Origin of the sequence: Thermodesulfobacterium hveragerdense DSM 12571, from assembly GCF_000423845.1 — a bacterium.
In the GTDB taxonomy this organism is placed as follows: domain Bacteria; phylum Desulfobacterota; class Thermodesulfobacteria; order Thermodesulfobacteriales; family Thermodesulfobacteriaceae; genus Thermodesulfobacterium; species Thermodesulfobacterium hveragerdense.
Genome location: NZ_AUIT01000008.1, coordinates 67,847 through 83,834, shown reverse-complemented (window position 1 = coordinate 83,834; position 15,988 = coordinate 67,847). Strand labels below are relative to the sequence as shown.

Below are 15,988 nucleotides of genomic sequence, written 5' to 3'. Positions count from 1 at the left end.
AAGTTGTCTTTCATAGTAACCATTAGCTTTATTATCAATACTATCTCTAAGGAATATTTCTCTTTCTTTTTTCATGAGAGCGTTTAAGAGGAGTGCAGCAGCCATTTTGATACCCTCTTTTGATTCAATTTTTGAGATTTCACTTAAAACTTTTTCTAAATCTAAGTCTAAGTTTTCCATTTTACAGACCTCCTGGTTAGTTTAGTCTTTTAGGTTTTATGTTATCATTAATTTAAAAAATATTAAAAATTTTTATTATGCCTCTAAAATATTTTATTAAAAGACACAATTTATATTCTACTCCCTTCACAGCTTCAAATCCTTTTACAAGATTTGTTGTGCAAGAGTATATAATAAATAATAGAGCAGATGGCAGGAGAAGTTGAAGATGGGGAAATTCAGAAAACTGACAATTTCACTTGAAGGGGTTTATATCTTTGAGCCCACTGTATTTGAGGATCACAGAGGCTTTTTTATGGAAACTTACAACAAGAAAGATTTTGAAGAAATAGGATTTTTCTTTGATTTTGTCTAAGATAATCACTTCTTTAGTATACAAGCTGGCGTACTGCGAGGGCTTCATTTCCAATTAAATCTTAAGGCACAAACTAAAGTTGTGAGATGTTTAAAGGGAGCTATAATATAGTAAGAAAAGTAAGAAATTAGAGATCAAAAATCAAAACTCAGAGGCATGATTATGACAAAGGAACAAAAGTTTTACAATGCTTTGAAAGAGATATTTGTGGGAGCGAAGGTAGAGGGTGAGTCTGGCTATATCAATTTAATGCGAATTAAATCAAGATACTATGAAAAGGGAGTATTCCCTAAATTGCAAGAGGATATTAAAAAGGCAGTAGAGCCTTTTCCTGAGTTTAAAGAGGAATTATTTGATAAACTATATACTTTCTTTCAACGGTATTTTTCGGAAAGTGGCTCAATTTACTTTAGATATACACCCATTCATCAGAATGTTTATGAAAAGGTTTATACCGATGATAAAGATGTAATTTTATTCTGGAAAACACACATGCTTTATTATGTTAAGACTGACAGGTTGTTTAAGAATCTTGAGGTTGAAGTAGGTGGATATAAGTTTTTCTTTGATGTTTCTACACTTGAGCATAAAAAAGCAAATGAAAAAAGGGATGTAATTTTTGATTTTAAAGAGAGAAGAAAAGACGGGGTCCTGGTGTTTAATGTTTATTATTCTGAAAGGGGCAGGACTACAAAGATAGAGGATATTTTAAAGGCTTTGAGAAAGGAAGGAGTTAAGATAGCTGAAGATATTCTTGAGAAAGCTTTTAGGGTATTTGAAAAACAAAGTGAAGTAGATTACTTTATAAACAAGAATGCCAAGGAATTTTTGAGAGAGCAATTCAATCTCTGGCTTTATCAGTATGTATTTTCAGGCGAAAGTGAATGGACTGAAAAGCGGATAAAGCAACTTCAGGTTTTAAAAGATATTGCGTTTAAGATTATTGATTTCATTTCACAGTTTGAAGATGAACTTGTGAAGATATGGAACAAGCCAAAGTTTGTTTTGAATTCTAACTATGTGATAACCCTTGACAGAATTGCTGAAAAGGACAAGGAGTTAAAACTTATCGAAAAGATATTGAAGCATAAAAATTTCAATGAACAAGTAAAGGAGTGGAAAGAGTTAGGGATTGTAGATGAAAGTTTTAAGGAAAATGAAATAATTGAAAAGGATTTAATGGGAAAGCGTTTGAAGGAAAAGCTTGACAAATTAAAAAATGATGGTATATTTATAAGTGATTTAATGGGAAAGCGTTTGAAGGAAAAGTACAAACATTTGCCAGTTGATACAAAATATTTTAAAGATTTAGAATTTGAGATTTTAGGTTTATTTGATGATTTAGACAATTCATTAGACGGCTGGTTAATAAAGAGTGAGAATTATCAGGCATTGAATAGTATTTTACCGAAGTTTAAAGAAAAGGTGCAGACGATTTATATTGATCCACCGTTTAATAAGGAACAGGATGCAGATTATTTTTATTCTGTTAAGTATAAAGATTCTTCCTGGGCAACGATGCTTGAGAATAGGTTAAGATTAGCAAGGGATTTATTGAATGAAAAAGGAAGTATTTTTGTCAGATGTGATTACAATGGAAATTGGATTGTTAGACCTTTGATGAATGAGATTTTTGGAGAAGAGAATTTTAGGAATGAGATAATTTTGAGAAAAACAGCGTATTTAGCAAAAAGAGAAGTGTCTAACCTCGAGCAGGAAACCGAGAGCTTAATGAATTTCTGCAAAAACCACGAAATGGTATTTTTCAACAGAATATGGATACAAAGAGAACCGCAATGGGTATTAATGCAACAAAAACCAAACCGTGGGCAGACAGGCAAACCTATTATAATTGGGAATCAAGTTTTTCATCCTAATGAAGGATACTGTTGGGCAAGAGGGAATGAAGTAGCAAACAGAATGTATAGAGAGGGACGCTTGCAAATTAGGGGAAACAAACTTTATATCTTATTAGACAAAAAGGCACCAGGAACGAATTGGACAGATATAATAGGTTATAGTATGAATTGGCAATTTCAAACCGAAAACTCCGAGATTCTTTTAAAACGGGTCATAGAATCCACATCCAACGAAGGAGATCTTGTTATGGACTTTTTCCTTGGCTCTGGCACAACCACAGCAGTGGCACATAAACTCAAAAGAAAGTGGATCGGTGTAGAGATGGGAGAGCATTTTTACACAGTTGTTTTACCAAGGATGAAAAAAGTTTTATTTTATGATAAGTCAGGTATATCAAAAGAAAAGGATGTTAAAAAAAAATACAATGAAAACAAAGCAGGTGGCTTTTTCAAATACTACGAACTTGAGCAATACGAAGATACATTAAGAAGAGTAAAATACGAAGATTCAGACCTGTTTGATAATCCCTATCAGGACCCTTACAACCAGTATGTATTTATGAAAGACCTGAAAATGCTTGAGGCACTGGAGATTGATTACGAAAACAACAAGGTTAAAGTGGACCTATCAAAACTTTATCCAAACATAGATGTTGCTGAAACCTTATCGAATTTGCTTGGCAAGTGGATAAAGAGAATAACTTCAGATTTTGTTGAATTTGAAGGTGGCGAGAAGATAGACTTGAAAAATCTTGATTATAAACTGATTAAGCCGTTGATATGGTGGTAGGATGAAAAGCTTAGAAGAAAGTATTACAGTATTAAGAAGTTGCAAGAATGAACTCGAGGCGAGATTTAAAGTGAAAAGCCTCAGTGTTTTTGATTCTTATACTAAGGGAGAACAAATTCAATGGCTAAATTTCTCTTACAAAATATTTTAGACAATATAAGTCTATCTACTCTTCCTTATAGCTGGAATTCTTTTGATTTAAAAAGTTTTTCCAGAGATAAGCAATTATGGGACTTTCAGCAAAAGGCCATTGAGAATGCTTTGAAGGTCTTGTGGAAGTACTATGAAGATTTTGTGGATTTTCAAGATGGAGAAAAGCTTGAGGTCAATCAGGAAAGAAAAAAAAGATTGTTTGATTGGTATAAAGACAATGGATTAGAAGAAGATTTGGATATAAAGTTAGATAAACGCAGCAGAAAGATCTTTAATTTGCTTTCTGAATATTACATTTTTCAAGATGGGAAAGTTCCTTACTGGAATTATATAAATAGAATGTGTTTTTGGATGGCAACAGGCAGTGGTAAGACACTGGTTATCATTAAACTTATACAGATACTGAAACAGCTTATGGAGAGGGGTGAAATCCCTGAACACGATATTTTATTCTTAACTCACAGAGACGATTTGATTGAGCAGTTTAAAAGGATGGTAAACGAGGTAAATTATGCGAGTGCAGAAAATATTGAACTGCGGGAATTAAAAGAATATCCTGAAGTGAAAAGACAGAAGCCTTTATTTGGAACAACGGTATTTTTTTACAGGTCTGATAACATTGGAGATGAACAAAAGGAAAAGATAGTTGACTTTAGAAATTACGATAACGGTGGAAGGTGGTATATATTTCTGGATGAGGCACATAAAGGGGATAAAGAAGACTCTAAAAGACAGCATATATATTCAATTCTTTCAAGGAATGGTTTTTTATTTAACTTTTCTGCTACCTTTACTGATCCGAGGGATGTTATCACCACTGTATTTGAGTTTAACCTTTCTTCATTCATTGAGGCTGGTTATGGGAAACATATCAGCATATTGAAGCAGGAAATAAGGGCATTTAAAGAAGATGAAGATTACAGTGGAGATGAAAAACAAAAGATAGTTTTAAAATCTTTGATTCTTCTCACTTATGTAAAAAGGTTTTATGAGGCGATAAGTCAAATAGACCCAAGACTTTACCACAAGCCACTACTTTTAACACTCGTCAACTCTGTTAATAAGGAAGATGCAGATTTGAAACTCTTCTTCAGAGAGCTTGAGAGAATCGGGAAGGCAAAATTAGATGATAAAGTTTTTACAGATGCCATAGAGGAACTGTGTGATGAATTGAGACAGGAGCCTGAATTTGTTTTTGAGGATGGGAAAAAGTTAAAGATAGACGAAGAAATATTTAAAAGTATTACCCTTAAAGATGTTTTGAGATATGTTTACAATACTGATAGTCCAGGTGAGATTGAAATCTCCTTCAGACCGTCAGATAAAAAGCAGGTAGCTTTTAAGCTTACCACATCTGATAAACATTTTGCTTTAAGCAAAACAGGGGACATCCCAAACTGGCTAAAAGAGGAGTTAGATAGGTTTAATGTTAACCATCAATTTGAGGAAGAGGGATTTTTTGAGAGGATAAACCGAGATGACTCACCCATTAATATTTTAATGGGCTCCCGTGCATTTTATGAAGGATGGGATTCTAACAGACCAAATATTATAAATTTTGTCAATATCGGCACAGGAACAGATGCCAGAAAATTTATTCTGCAATCCATTGGAAGGGGTATAAGGATTGAGCCGATTGTCAATAAAAGACGAAGATTAATAGAACTATATAACAGCAAAGAAATAGATAATAATCTCTTTCAGAAATTAAAAGATTTTTGCCTTCCTTTAGAGACATTGTTTATTTTCGGCACAAATAGAAACGCCTTGCTTACAGTTATCAGCGAACTCAAGCAGGAAAAAAAAGAAAAAGGTAAGCAGATTTCCCTTTTTGTAAACAAATCTGTCCTAAAACAGCCCCTTTTAATACCTGTTTATAAACTGGCAGATTATCAAGTCTCTTGACAATTTTAAAAAGTATGTTATATTTACTTTTAATACCTGTTTATAAACTGGCAGATTATCCCATTATGAAGAGACGAGAGTCAGCTAAATTTGAGATTTCAAAAATGGAATTTGAAATTCTTAAGAGGTATTGTGAATATATAAGCGATGATAGGATTTTTCTTATGAATTATGAGGCTACTCCAGAGAAGATTCAACTATTAAGAGAAACTTTATATACTCCTGAACAGCACTATAAATATGAAGAGAAGAGTTTTAAAAATATTCACATACTGGTCCAGAGACTTTTTGATTACTTCAGTGTAGTTCCGAAAGAATTGAAAGAATTTAAGGAGTTAGGGGAAGAGATTAGGCATTTTAAAAACATAAGGGTTTATCTTAAAAATATTGATGAAATAATAAAAGATATTGAAACTGTTAAAGACTATCCTCTAAAGGTAAAAGAACTGCAAGAACAATATGGGAAAATCCCGGCAGAGGAATACGATAGAAAGAGAGAGGAAATGAAAAGTGAAATAGTTTTTGAAAGCAATCATAAAAAAATCAAGATTAAATATGTTGCCAATCATTATTACCTACCTCTTATTTTGTCTGGTGAAGAAAAGATAGATTACATACAACATATAATTAAAACTCCGAGTGAAGTAAAATTTATAAACGATTTAGATCAGTACTTAAAAGACCCAGGAAATAAGTTTAATAAATTTGATTGGTGGCTTTTTAGTAAACTAGATGAATCCCTTGATGAAGTGTACATTCCTTACTATAATCCAGATACAAATAGAATCAGCGAGTTTAAGCCTGATTTTATTTTTTGGTTAAAAAAGGATGATAGTTACTTTATTGTCTTCATTGACCCAAAAGGGACAAAACATACAGATTATATGCACAAGGTGGATGGATATAGAATGATTTTTGAAAATGGTGATGGCAGTAAAAAGGTTTTTAAGAGTGGAGATTTAAAAGTGATTGTCTATTTATTTTTGCGAACCGATGATATAAATAGACTTCCCAAAAATGGGTACAGAAATTATTGGTTTGATAATATTGACAAAGTTTTGCAAGCCATCAGTTGTTTTTGATTAGACAGTAACCTGACTTTGACAGTTTAGCAGTTTGATATAATTAAAAATAATTCAATGGAAGACAAAAATGGAGAGTAAAATAGCTAAAGCTTTAAAAATGCAACTAAATCCCATTGCTATAATATGGTCAGATAAAAAACCGGAAGGTGCTTTGCAGTTTAAAGAAGGCAAATGGGGATGTGTGATGTGGCTATTTGCAAATGCAGCAAAAGGAAAAACTGCGGTTTTTGATAGAAAAACCTATGGATGCTGGGGTGGAGGAGTTGGTTTAGGCTTTGGAAACAGATATCTTGATTTTCCAGGTGGTGAGGATTGTTTTTTCTATTTTCTCTCATCAGGTAATAAAAACTGGCAAACAGGTGTTGCTGTTTCAGAAAATATAAAACCCTTTGTTACAAATGATTTTCTTGAAGATTTTCTTGAAGGTGAAAGATATCTAAAAAATCCAGAAAATGTGAAAAAATTTGTAGAACAATTACCTATGATGGAAGTTCCAACAGAATATGTGGTTTTTAAACCTTTAAATGATGTAAACGATGAAGAAAAACCAGTTGTGGTTGTTTTTCCCGTTAATCCCCATCAGCTTTCAGCTCTGGTTATTCTTGCAAATTATAAAAGAAAAAGCTTTGAAAATGTAATTATTCCTTGGGCAGCAGGATGTCAGACAATTGGTATTTACGCTTACAGGGAAAGACAATCAATGCCTCAGAAAGCAGTAGTTGGATTGACTGATATTTCTGCAAGAAAACATGTTAGAAATCAGCTTGGAGACAACATATTTACATTTGCTATTCCATATGAGATGTTTTTAGAAATGGAGTGTAATGTTGAGGGCAGCTTCCTTCAAAGACCTGTATGGCAGAGTCTTTCTGAATTCATATAAAACTAAATAAGTTGCATTTAGAACAGCATCTATCCTGCTATTGATGTTTTCTTTTTTATCTCTGTTAAATCCAGTTAAAAACTTTACAAATAGAAAAGTAATATATGTTTGTAAAGTGTTGATAATACTATGTTTGGGTTAGTAAACTGGATTCTGGAATTTTTTTTAAATCTGTTAAAAATTTATAAAATTCCAGAAAAATGGTTTACAATTTTACAAAAGAGAAGTTTTGTTTATAAATGTTTAAAAGGTTATTTTTGATTTGCGATAGATTTTTTGGTGGATTCTTGCTCTTTTTCTAAAAGCCATTCCCTGAATTCAGGAAAGCATTTTTCAAATTGGATTTCAAGCCAAACTTTTTCTGAAGCTTTAGACCAAAAATCTTTTAAAAATTGAATAATATTGAGCAGTGAAGTGTCTTTGATATCTACGATTTCTCCTTTTTTCAAAAACATTTCACCCTCGCCCGTGAGAAGCCAGTTGAGGTTTATATCAAATTTGATTACAATTTTTTGTAAATTTTCTGTCCCTGGTTCACTTCTCCCACTTAAATAATGTTGTAAGGTAGGATAAGGAATACCTGTTTTCCTTGAGAATTCTCTTAAATTTAAGCCTAAATATTCAATCAAGAATTTTAATCGCTCCGAAAAATTTAAAAATTTTTTGTTCATTTTTGAAAAAAATTGTTTATTGTATAGAAGATAAACCGTTAGGAACAGGTGGCGCTATAAAAAAGCTTAAGTTATACCAGTTCAGAAGATATTTTAATAATGAAGGGAGACACATTTTTCCCTATTAACTTAAAAAATTTTTATAAATTTCATAAATCTAAAAGTGCTACATTAACTATAGCCTTAAAAGAAATTAACAACCCGAGTTGATATGGTTGTGTTGAAATAGATAATAATTATAAAAATAATAGGTTTTATTGAAAAAAGAATAAATAAAGACAAATCTCTAATTAACGGAGGTATTTATCTTTTAAAGAAAGGTTTGTTTTTTAATCTTAATTTCCCAAAAGAGTTCTCATTTGAAAAAGATTTTGTAGAAAAGTATTTTAATAGCTATCCATTTTATGGTTTTAAATCTGATGCGTATTTCATTGATATAGGTATACCAGAAGACTATGAGAAGGCTAAAAATGAGCTTAAAACATTATCGTTTTGATAAAAGCTGGGCTTTATTTTTAGACAGAGCTGGTTTATTAACAAAAATAGAAGGCAATTATGTAAAAAGTGTAAAGAATTGAAATTAGCTCAAGATTTTAAATTTTTCGAGTTTGTTGAATTTTCGAAAGAATTTATTATAAAAATTTTTCGTAGGAGGTTTAAAGAATGAATGAAAAAGCTGTCAAAAACTCATACGATGACGAGATTAATCTATATGAGCTGTTATTTGTTTTAAAGAAAAGAGTAAAACTTATCGCAGGCATTGTTTTTGTCGGTGTTTTGCTTGCAACTATTGGAGTATTTTTAAAGCCAAATATATATCAAGCAAGGGCTACGGTGTGGGTTGATTTGTTTTTTACACCTGCATTAAATACAGAATTTGCAGACAATTTATTCAAAGGAGTCCAATAAGGTATCTTTTATTTTACCAGTCCAAACAAATCGTATAGAGATAAACAACTTAGCAATTTCTATTTTAAACAGCTTCGAGATGAAAAGTAGAATTTTAGAGAGTATAAAAAATAACAAAGGAAAAGAAGAAAGTATAAATCTTGAGGCTAAGATCGATCCAAAAACTCAATCTATTACAATCACAGCTGAGCATAAAGATAAAAAATGGCAGAGGCTATTGTTAAAATAGCGGTTGAGGAGCTTGAGAGTGAGTTGAAAAAAGTATCAAAAAACTATAAAAGGATGTTAACAAAAGATTCAAACAATCTTAAGGATATAAACTTTTTTGTTTTAAATGTTATAGAAAAGCCTTTTGTGCTTGACAGCCCTGTAAAACCAAGAAGAGAGTTGATTATAGCTGTGTCTTTTGTGAGTGCACTTTTTGTTGGGATGTTTTTAGCTTTCATTCTTGAATGGTGGGATAACGCAAAGAGAACGAGAGCTAAGGGAAATAATTAATTATTAAAGATTCAAGGAAGGTGAAATATAAACTCAGTTATTCTTGCTGAAGGTCTTGGATGAGGCTTTATCCGGTGACTCAGGTTATCAATAAACATCTTCTTCCTATCTATTATAAGCTTAATAAGCTTAGCCAAAGGGTACAAACTCAGGAATACCTCAGGATTGTCTGTCCTGCCAAAATACCACGGTTTTTTGAGATGAGTAATGGTAAACTATGTAAAACCCCTGAGATAGAAATAACGCACTGGAAAGATTAGATGAAACAAAGATTGATTTATTTTGATTTTTAGCTAAAATTTACCCATGCCTTATCTTATTCTTTCTTTTTTTGTAAGTTTTTTGCTTAGTCTTATTTTTATAAGGGTTTGTGTCGGGGTTGACCCTACCTGTGGTGTTCAGAAGTTTCATTGTCGGCCTGTGTCAAGGGTTGGTGGGGTTGCCATTTATTTGAGCCTTGTCTCTTTAGGCTTTGCCTTTTTTTATAGTAACAAAGACTTTGCCTTAGACTACTTAAAAGTCCTGATATGTGCCTTTCCTGTTTTTATCGCAGGTTTACTTGAAGACTTGACTAAAAAGGTCTCTCCTAAAGTTAGACTTTTTGCCGGTTTTATTTCTGGGGCCTTGGTTATCGTCTTGTTATCTACCTCTGTTCCAAGGGTTGACCTTCCTTTTTTTGACGAGCTTTTAAAAATAGCTTTTGTAAGCTATGTTTTTACCGTTTTTGCTGTAGCAGGGGTTGCCCATAGTTTTAACATCATAGATGGGTTTAACGGGCTTGCCTCAGGGGTTGCCTTGATGAATTTTTTGGCTTATGCTTATGTTTCTTTTCTACACAACGATTTTTTTCTCCTCTATCTTAGCTTAGGCTTTTTTGCAGCCACCTTAGGGTTTTTTCTCTGGAACTATCCTTTTGGGTTGATTTTTCTTGGGGATTGCGGGGCTTATCTTCTTGGGTTTGCTAATGCCTTGCTTGCTGTTCTTATGGTTGATCGATATCTTGAGGTTTCCCCCTGGTTCCCTTTCCTTCTCTGTGCTTACCCTGTCTGGGAAACCCTTTTTTCTGCGTATAGAAAAAAATTTTTAAGAGGGTCTTCTCCTTTTCAGCCAGATCCTCTTCATTTTCATATGTTGATTTATAAAAGGGTAACCCAAATCTTTTTAGGAGATGAATCCGAAAGATTACTTAAAAACGCCCAAACAGCCACTCTTATCTGGATTATCCATTTTATTTGCTATCTACCAGCCATCTTTTTCTGGAAACATACCCTGGTTCTCATTTTGTTTTTTCTGTTTTTTGTTTTTCTATACCTTTGGGTTTACTTTAAAATCGTCAAGTTTAAGTTTCAACCTTTGTTTAAAAATCGCTCTAAGTAAACCAAAAACCGCGTAATCAAAACTTGTATTCAAAACTAAATTTTTATGCCAAAAACTTTATCTGAGGCTTTAAGCACCTCATCTACTGAGATAGATCTTAAACACTCATAGTGGTTATACGGGCAGGTTCTTTTAAAACAGGGACTGCAAGGCATTTTATGGTGTAATACGATAGCCTTTGGGTTTAGAGGCCCTGTTTTTTGGGGATCTGTTGAGCCAAAGATGGCAACTTGAGGTATCCTTAAGGCTGCAGCAAGGTGCATAAGCCCTGAGTCGTTAGAAACCACCGCTTTAGCTAACACAAACATGCCTGCAACTGCTATTAAGTCAGTTTTGCCACAAAGGTTGTATACTCCTTGCAAATCTTTCTTGATAAACTCACCTACCTCTTTTTCTTTTTCTCCACCTGCAATTACCACAACAAACCCTTGTTTAACCAGCCTTGAGGCAAGACTCTTATAATATTCCTTAGGCCACATCTTGGCTTGCCCATAGGCTGCACCAGGTGCAAGGATCACAAAGGGATTTTCTCCTGTAGGTTTTAAGAGGGTTTTTGCTTTTTCGATAGCCTCTTCTCCCAGAGGTAAGACAAGGTCTTTATACTCACAAGGAAGACCCAAGGTTTTTAAAAGGTATAGATAGTAGTCCCTTTGATGGAGCTTTTGTTTAGGTGGTTTTATGGCCTTAGTTAGTAAAAAACTTCTTAAGTCCTTGGCATAACCCCATCTTTCTTTAAGCCCTGCCCTAAAAAACAACCAGGCTGAGGAAAAAGAGTTGGTTAAAAGAAGCCCTGTTTCGTTTTTAAAGGGTTTTAGAGTTTCAAGGTTTTGCGAGGTGTTACCTTTTTCATAAGGTAGAAGGCTTACGTTTGGGAAGAACTTAAAAAGGTTTACAAGAGGTTGTGGACCAAAAAGATAGATTTTGGTCTTTTGACTGAGGTTGTAGTAAACAGGGGTTGCCATCAGGGCATCCCCTAACCAGTTAGGAATGCGTACAACCATAAAAAAGCCTCTTCACCACCAGGGTTGCATAAGAACCTTTTTCTAAAAAGAAGATAAACTTAACCTCCTGATCACTTATCTTTTCCCAGACTAAGTTCTCTGGAAAGAGAACCGCCGGACGGGGATAGGTTTTAAAAACCATACCTTTGATAAAACTTCTCAGTTGAGTTAGATCTGTAAATTCCTCCTCTTGACAGACCTTGTCATAAAATCTTGTGAGATCAAGAGGGGAGTGGTTTAACTCAAGGCGCAGTTTAGGAGAGGGAAGGGGAAGTTTTAAGTTTTTGAGAGTTTTCCATTGCTCCTCATTAACCTCGCGGTAAAAGAAAAACTCCCCTAACAGATAGGAGGCTTTAAAGTGGTTTAGGCCTAACTCTTGCAATATCTCTTTTAATATCTCGTTCCAGAGATAGCTCTGGTAGGCATTACCTAAGAAAAACAGGTATTCCCGGTCTACCAGGTTTAAAGCCCTTTTAAAGGTTCGTTTAGAGGGTTTATGCTCTGACAAAAATTTAAGCAAGTTTTTTTCCCAGGATAGATGGGCAAACTCTATACACCTTTTAAAATCTCTCCAGTGTTTTTTTAGGCAGTCTCTAAGTTTTCTAGTTTTTTCTATCTCTGAGGGGCTTGCCTCAGCAAGCATAAGATAAAGTGCCCTTTCGTAGTTTCCTTTGATGATCTCTTTTGCAGCAAACTCCTTAGAGGATTTGACTGAACCAAATCTCTGGTCGTCAAAATAGTTGGCTATCCCATAGGTCTGGATAAGTTTAACTTCTTGGTCTAATCTCTTAGGGTCAATCGGGAAGTTTTTTACCCTTATCTCAAAGCGATTCCCTAAGAGAAGGTCTTTGGACATGGGTTTGTTGGTTTGGCCTAAATAAGTCAGTTCAAATTCCCTGGTTTTTATGTCTTTTTTGGGACCGTTTTTGATGGTTATAAACTGCTGGGCTATGGCTTTTTTATCCTTTAGCCCTCCAAACCCTATAGAATCCATCGGAATTCTGATGAGCTTGGCTATTTTTCCTAAGGCATCCCAGGTAGAAACGTTGTATTTTTTTAGCAAGTATAAAGAATATTCCCCTTTCCCCTCTGGGAAGATTTCTGCAACCTCTGATACGATAAAATCTTCGATGTTTTCTTTTATTTTTATCATGGCTTCTCTCGAGATAACTTTCTTCAATATAGCATATAAGTGCGGGTTTAGTAAGGTGGTTGTTTTATGCTTAAAAGGTATTAAATTTAAAACACGATACTTATACACGAACATAAATTTGCAGGGAGGAAAGATAAGCCGATGATTACCAAGCTTTTGTCCAAGATTGTTGGGACAAAAAACGAAAGAGAGTTAAAGAAGATAAGGCCTATCGTTGAAAAGATAAACAGCTTAGAACCTGAAATCAGAAAACTTTCTGACGAGGCACTTTCTCAAAAAACCATAGAGTTTAAACAGAGATTAGAAAACGGGGCAAGTTTAGACGACCTTTTGCCTGAGGCCTTTGCGGTGGTGAGAGAGGCTGCAAGAAGGGTTTTAGGGATGAGACACTTTGATGTGCAGCTTATCGGAGGTGTGGTTTTACATCAGGGTAAAATTGCTGAGATGAAAACAGGAGAAGGAAAAACCCTGGTTGCCACCCTTCCTGCATATCTTAATGCCTTAACAGGAAAAGGCGTTCACATCGTTACTGTAAACGACTATCTTGCTAAAAGAGACGCTGAGTGGATGGGTCCAATCTACAGATTTTTGGGGTTAACTGTAGGATATTTACAGAACCAGATGGATGATGAAGAACGGAAAAAAGCCTATCAGTGCGACATTACCTATGGAACTAACAGCGAGTTTGGTTTTGACTACCTGAGAGACAACATGAAGTATTCTTTAGACGATATGGTGCAAAGAGGTCATCATTATGCCATCATAGACGAGGTAGACTCAATCCTTATAGACGAGGCAAGAACCCCTCTTATCATCTCAGGACCTTCTGAAGAATCTACCGATATCTATTATTTTGTAGACGAAATCGTAAGAAAACTGAAAAAGGACATACATTTTACGATAGATGAAAAGACCAAAAATGCTACCCTGACTGAAGAGGGGATTGCTGAGTGTGAAAAGCTTTTGGGAATAAAGAATCTTTACAACCCTCGCTATGTAAAGTTAGTTCATCACATCAATCAAGCCTTAAGGGCTCATCATCTGTTTAAAAGAGACGTAGACTATGTGGTGAAGGACGGAAAGATTATCATCGTAGATGAGTTTACCGGAAGGCTTATGCCAGGAAGAAGATGGAGTGAGGGCCTTCATCAGGCCATAGAAGCCAAAGAGCGGGTAAGGATAGAAGCAGAAAACCAGACTTTGGCGATGATAACCATCCAGAACTACTTCAGGATGTATGAAAAACTTGCAGGAATGACCGGAACCGCTGAAACTGAGGCTGCAGAGTTTAAACAGATCTACAACCTTGACGTGGTGGTTATCCCCACCAACAAACCGATGATAAGGATTGACTATCCAGATGTGGTTTTCAGGACGCAGAAGGAAAAGTTTGAAAAGGTGGTAGAAGAGATAGAAGAGGCTTACAAGCAAGGAAGACCGGTGCTGGTTGGTACTACCAGCATAGAGAAAAGCGAGCTTTTATCTAAGATGCTGAAGAAAAAGAAGATTCCTCATCAGGTGCTTAATGCCAAACATCATGAAAAAGAGGCGGCTATCATCGCTCAGGCAGGAAGATCTTATGCGGTTACCATCGCAACCAACATGGCTGGTAGAGGGGTAGACATCCTTTTAGGAGGTAATCCTGAAGGGCTTGCTAAGGCTCAGCTTGAGGCCGAAGGATATGATCTTTCTGAGATAGACGAAAGAGCCTGGAACGAAGTTCTGGCCATGGCAAAACAGGGCTTAGACCCAACAGAAAAGTATAAAGATTACTGGGCTAAGGTGCTTTATGAGAAGTATCTTGAGTGCCAGAAAGACGCAGAAAAGGTAAAAGCAGTTGGTGGGCTTTATATCGTAGGTACCGAAAGGCATGAATCAAGAAGGGTTGACAACCAGTTAAGAGGTAGGTCAGGAAGACAGGGAGACCCAGGAGCATCCAAGTTTTTCTTATCGCTTGAAGATGACCTTTTAAGGCTTTTTGGTTCAGATAAACTAAAAGGCCTTATGGAAAAAATAGGTCTTCCTGAAGGGGAGGCTTTAGAGCATCCTTGGTTATCAAGGGCTATAGAACAGTCTCAGAAAAAGGTAGAAGCCTATCATTTTGAGATCAGAAAGCATCTCCTTGAGTACGACGATGTTATGAATCAGCAAAGAGAAACCATCTATGCCCAGAGAAAAGAGGTTTTGAAAAGTGATTCTGTAAAAGGCTGGATGGTCTCTATGATAGAGGAGACGTTGCAGGAGCTGGTAGAGGAGACCTTTTTAGAAAGAAAGGAGCTTACTCAGGAAGAATTGCAAGGCCTGACAGAAAGAATAAAAGAGGTCTTTGCCTTTAACGTAGCCTTTGCCGAAGGTAAACACTCTAAGGATAAGGTCTTAGAGTTTTTAAAGAACACCCTGTTAGAGGTTTACGAAAATAAAGAAAAGGTGATAGGTCCTGATAACATGCGGGCTATCGAGAAGTATTTCTTACTAAACACCATCGATACTCTCTGGAGAGAACATCTGCTTATGCTTGACCACCTCAGAGATAGCGTAGGCTTAAGAGGTTATGGACAGAAAAACCCGCTACAGGAATATAAAAAAGAGGCCTTTCATCTGTTTGTAGAACTTATGAGAAAAATCAGAGAAACCACTCTTTCCTATCTTTTCAGGGTTGAGATAAAAGAGGCAAAAGAGATAGAGGAGGTCCTTGAGTTAGAGGAAGAAGTAGATACTCAAAAGTTAGAATACAAAAGAGAAGACGTGTTTGAGGAAAAAGAGACCTCTGAAAAACCTCAGCCGGTTAAAGTACACAAGATCGGAAGGAATGATCCTTGCCCCTGCGGGAGTGGTAAAAAGTATAAGAAGTGTTGTGGTAAAAACTTAGAAGAGGGGGTTAAAGATGAAATGTCCTAAGTGTAGTTATGTGTTTTCTGAGGAGTATACCCAGTGTTTACGATGTGGAAACAGTATGACCCTTATCCTCGAAGTTTTAGGCAACTTCCCTCGCCCTGCTAACGAGCCTTTCTTATCGGTTGAAGACTTTGAAGAAAAGCCAACTATCGAGGAAGAGGTTTCTGGAGTAGAAGAAACCACCACAGAAAAAAAAGCATCCAAGGAAATCGAGTTCAACTTACCTGAATAAAGAGCTAAAAATTAACCAATAGACAGTAAGGTACCTATCCTC

15 protein-coding genes and 2 pseudogenes are annotated in these 15,988 nt (G+C 35.3%); 13 read left to right on the top strand and 4 right to left on the bottom strand.

Annotated elements, in window-relative coordinates; genetic code table 11:
* Positions 1-180, bottom strand: a pseudogene (locus tag G580_RS0104015) (IS256 family transposase); the annotation flags it as partial.
* Between the two features lie 208 nt (positions 181-388).
* Between G580_RS0104015 and G580_RS11760 the strand changes: the two are divergent.
* The 5 genes and pseudogenes from G580_RS11760 to G580_RS0103990 all read left to right on the top strand — a co-directional run.
* Positions 389-640, top strand: a pseudogene (locus G580_RS11760) (dTDP-4-dehydrorhamnose 3,5-epimerase family protein); the annotation flags it as partial.
* Between the two features lie 57 nt (positions 641-697).
* Complete coding sequence (locus tag G580_RS0104005; protein ID WP_038041503.1) at positions 698-3,184, top strand: DNA methyltransferase; 2,487 nt, start codon at positions 698-700, stop codon at positions 3,182-3,184.
* 120 nt (positions 3,185-3,304) lie between these two features.
* Entirely contained in the window at positions 3,305-5,242 is a 1,938-nt protein-coding gene (locus G580_RS11680; protein ID WP_211211356.1) for a DEAD/DEAH box helicase family protein, read from the top strand.
* A gap of 14 nt (positions 5,243-5,256) precedes the next feature.
* Positions 5,257-6,324 carry a hypothetical protein gene (locus G580_RS11675; protein ID WP_211211355.1) on the top strand — a complete coding sequence of 356 codons (1,068 nt, stop codon included), beginning with the start codon at positions 5,257-5,259 and terminating at the stop codon, positions 6,322-6,324.
* Positions 6,325-6,394: 70 nt separating this feature from the next.
* Positions 6,395-7,210 carry a DUF169 domain-containing protein gene (locus tag G580_RS0103990; protein WP_028841136.1) on the top strand — a complete coding sequence of 272 codons (816 nt, stop codon included), beginning with the start codon at positions 6,395-6,397 and terminating at the stop codon, positions 7,208-7,210.
* A 251-nt stretch (positions 7,211-7,461) separates the two neighbouring features.
* Here G580_RS0103990 and G580_RS09900 read toward each other — a convergent pair whose 3' ends face one another.
* Positions 7,462-7,881, bottom strand: a complete 420-nt coding sequence (locus G580_RS09900; RefSeq protein WP_051173069.1) for a helix-turn-helix domain-containing protein — start codon at positions 7,879-7,881, stop codon at positions 7,462-7,464.
* Between the two features lie 229 nt (positions 7,882-8,110).
* Here G580_RS09900 and G580_RS11960 point away from each other — a divergent pair, with 229 nt between their 5' ends.
* The 6 genes from G580_RS11960 to G580_RS0103945 all read left to right on the top strand — a co-directional run bounded on the left by G580_RS11960 (position 8,111) and on the right by G580_RS0103945 (position 10,665).
* Entirely contained in the window at positions 8,111-8,377 is a 267-nt protein-coding gene (locus G580_RS11960; RefSeq protein ID WP_425425814.1) for a sugar phosphate nucleotidyltransferase, read from the top strand.
* A gap of 167 nt (positions 8,378-8,544) precedes the next feature.
* A complete protein-coding gene (locus tag G580_RS11610) occupies positions 8,545-8,790 on the top strand; it encodes a Wzz/FepE/Etk N-terminal domain-containing protein (RefSeq protein WP_028841135.1) in 246 nt (81 codons plus the stop codon).
* A 79-nt stretch (positions 8,791-8,869) separates the two neighbouring features.
* On the top strand, positions 8,870-9,019 hold the full coding sequence (locus tag G580_RS11670; protein ID WP_211211352.1) for a hypothetical protein: 150 nt from the start codon (positions 8,870-8,872) through the stop codon (positions 9,017-9,019).
* Positions 8,995-9,288, top strand: coding sequence for a hypothetical protein (locus G580_RS11605; RefSeq protein ID WP_028841134.1), 294 nt, complete (start codon positions 8,995-8,997; stop codon positions 9,286-9,288). The genes G580_RS11670 and G580_RS11605 overlap by 25 nt, the downstream gene beginning before the upstream one ends.
* A gap of 59 nt (positions 9,289-9,347) precedes the next feature.
* The gene (locus G580_RS11665) at positions 9,348-9,548 is read left to right on the top strand and encodes a hypothetical protein (protein ID WP_028841133.1); all 201 of its coding nucleotides are present in this window, start codon (positions 9,348-9,350) and stop codon (positions 9,546-9,548) included.
* Between the two features lie 46 nt (positions 9,549-9,594).
* The gene (locus G580_RS0103945; RefSeq protein WP_028841132.1) at positions 9,595-10,665 is read left to right on the top strand and encodes an MraY family glycosyltransferase; all 1,071 of its coding nucleotides are present in this window, start codon (positions 9,595-9,597) and stop codon (positions 10,663-10,665) included.
* 35 nt (positions 10,666-10,700) lie between these two features.
* Here G580_RS0103945 and waaF read toward each other — a convergent pair whose 3' ends face one another.
* Complete coding sequence (gene waaF, locus G580_RS09890) at positions 10,701-11,666, bottom strand: lipopolysaccharide heptosyltransferase II (protein ID WP_051173068.1); 966 nt, start codon at positions 11,664-11,666, stop codon at positions 10,701-10,703.
* Positions 11,647-12,819, bottom strand: coding sequence for a tRNA pseudouridine(13) synthase TruD (gene truD / locus G580_RS0103935; RefSeq protein WP_245542837.1), 1,173 nt, complete (start codon positions 12,817-12,819; stop codon positions 11,647-11,649). The genes waaF and truD overlap by 20 nt, the downstream gene beginning before the upstream one ends.
* Positions 12,820-12,960: 141 nt before the next feature.
* On the opposite strand from truD, the gene secA reads away from it, so the two are divergent.
* Together secA and G580_RS0103925 are read left to right on the top strand one after the other, a co-directional pair.
* Positions 12,961-15,717, top strand: coding sequence for a preprotein translocase subunit SecA (secA, locus tag G580_RS09885; protein WP_038041502.1), 2,757 nt, complete (start codon positions 12,961-12,963; stop codon positions 15,715-15,717).
* Positions 15,704-15,946: a hypothetical protein gene (locus G580_RS0103925; RefSeq protein ID WP_028841130.1), complete on the top strand. Its 243-nt coding sequence runs from the start codon at positions 15,704-15,706 to the stop codon at positions 15,944-15,946. Before secA ends, G580_RS0103925 begins: the two co-directional genes overlap by 14 nt.
* The last annotated feature ends 42 nt before the right edge of the window (positions 15,947-15,988 follow it).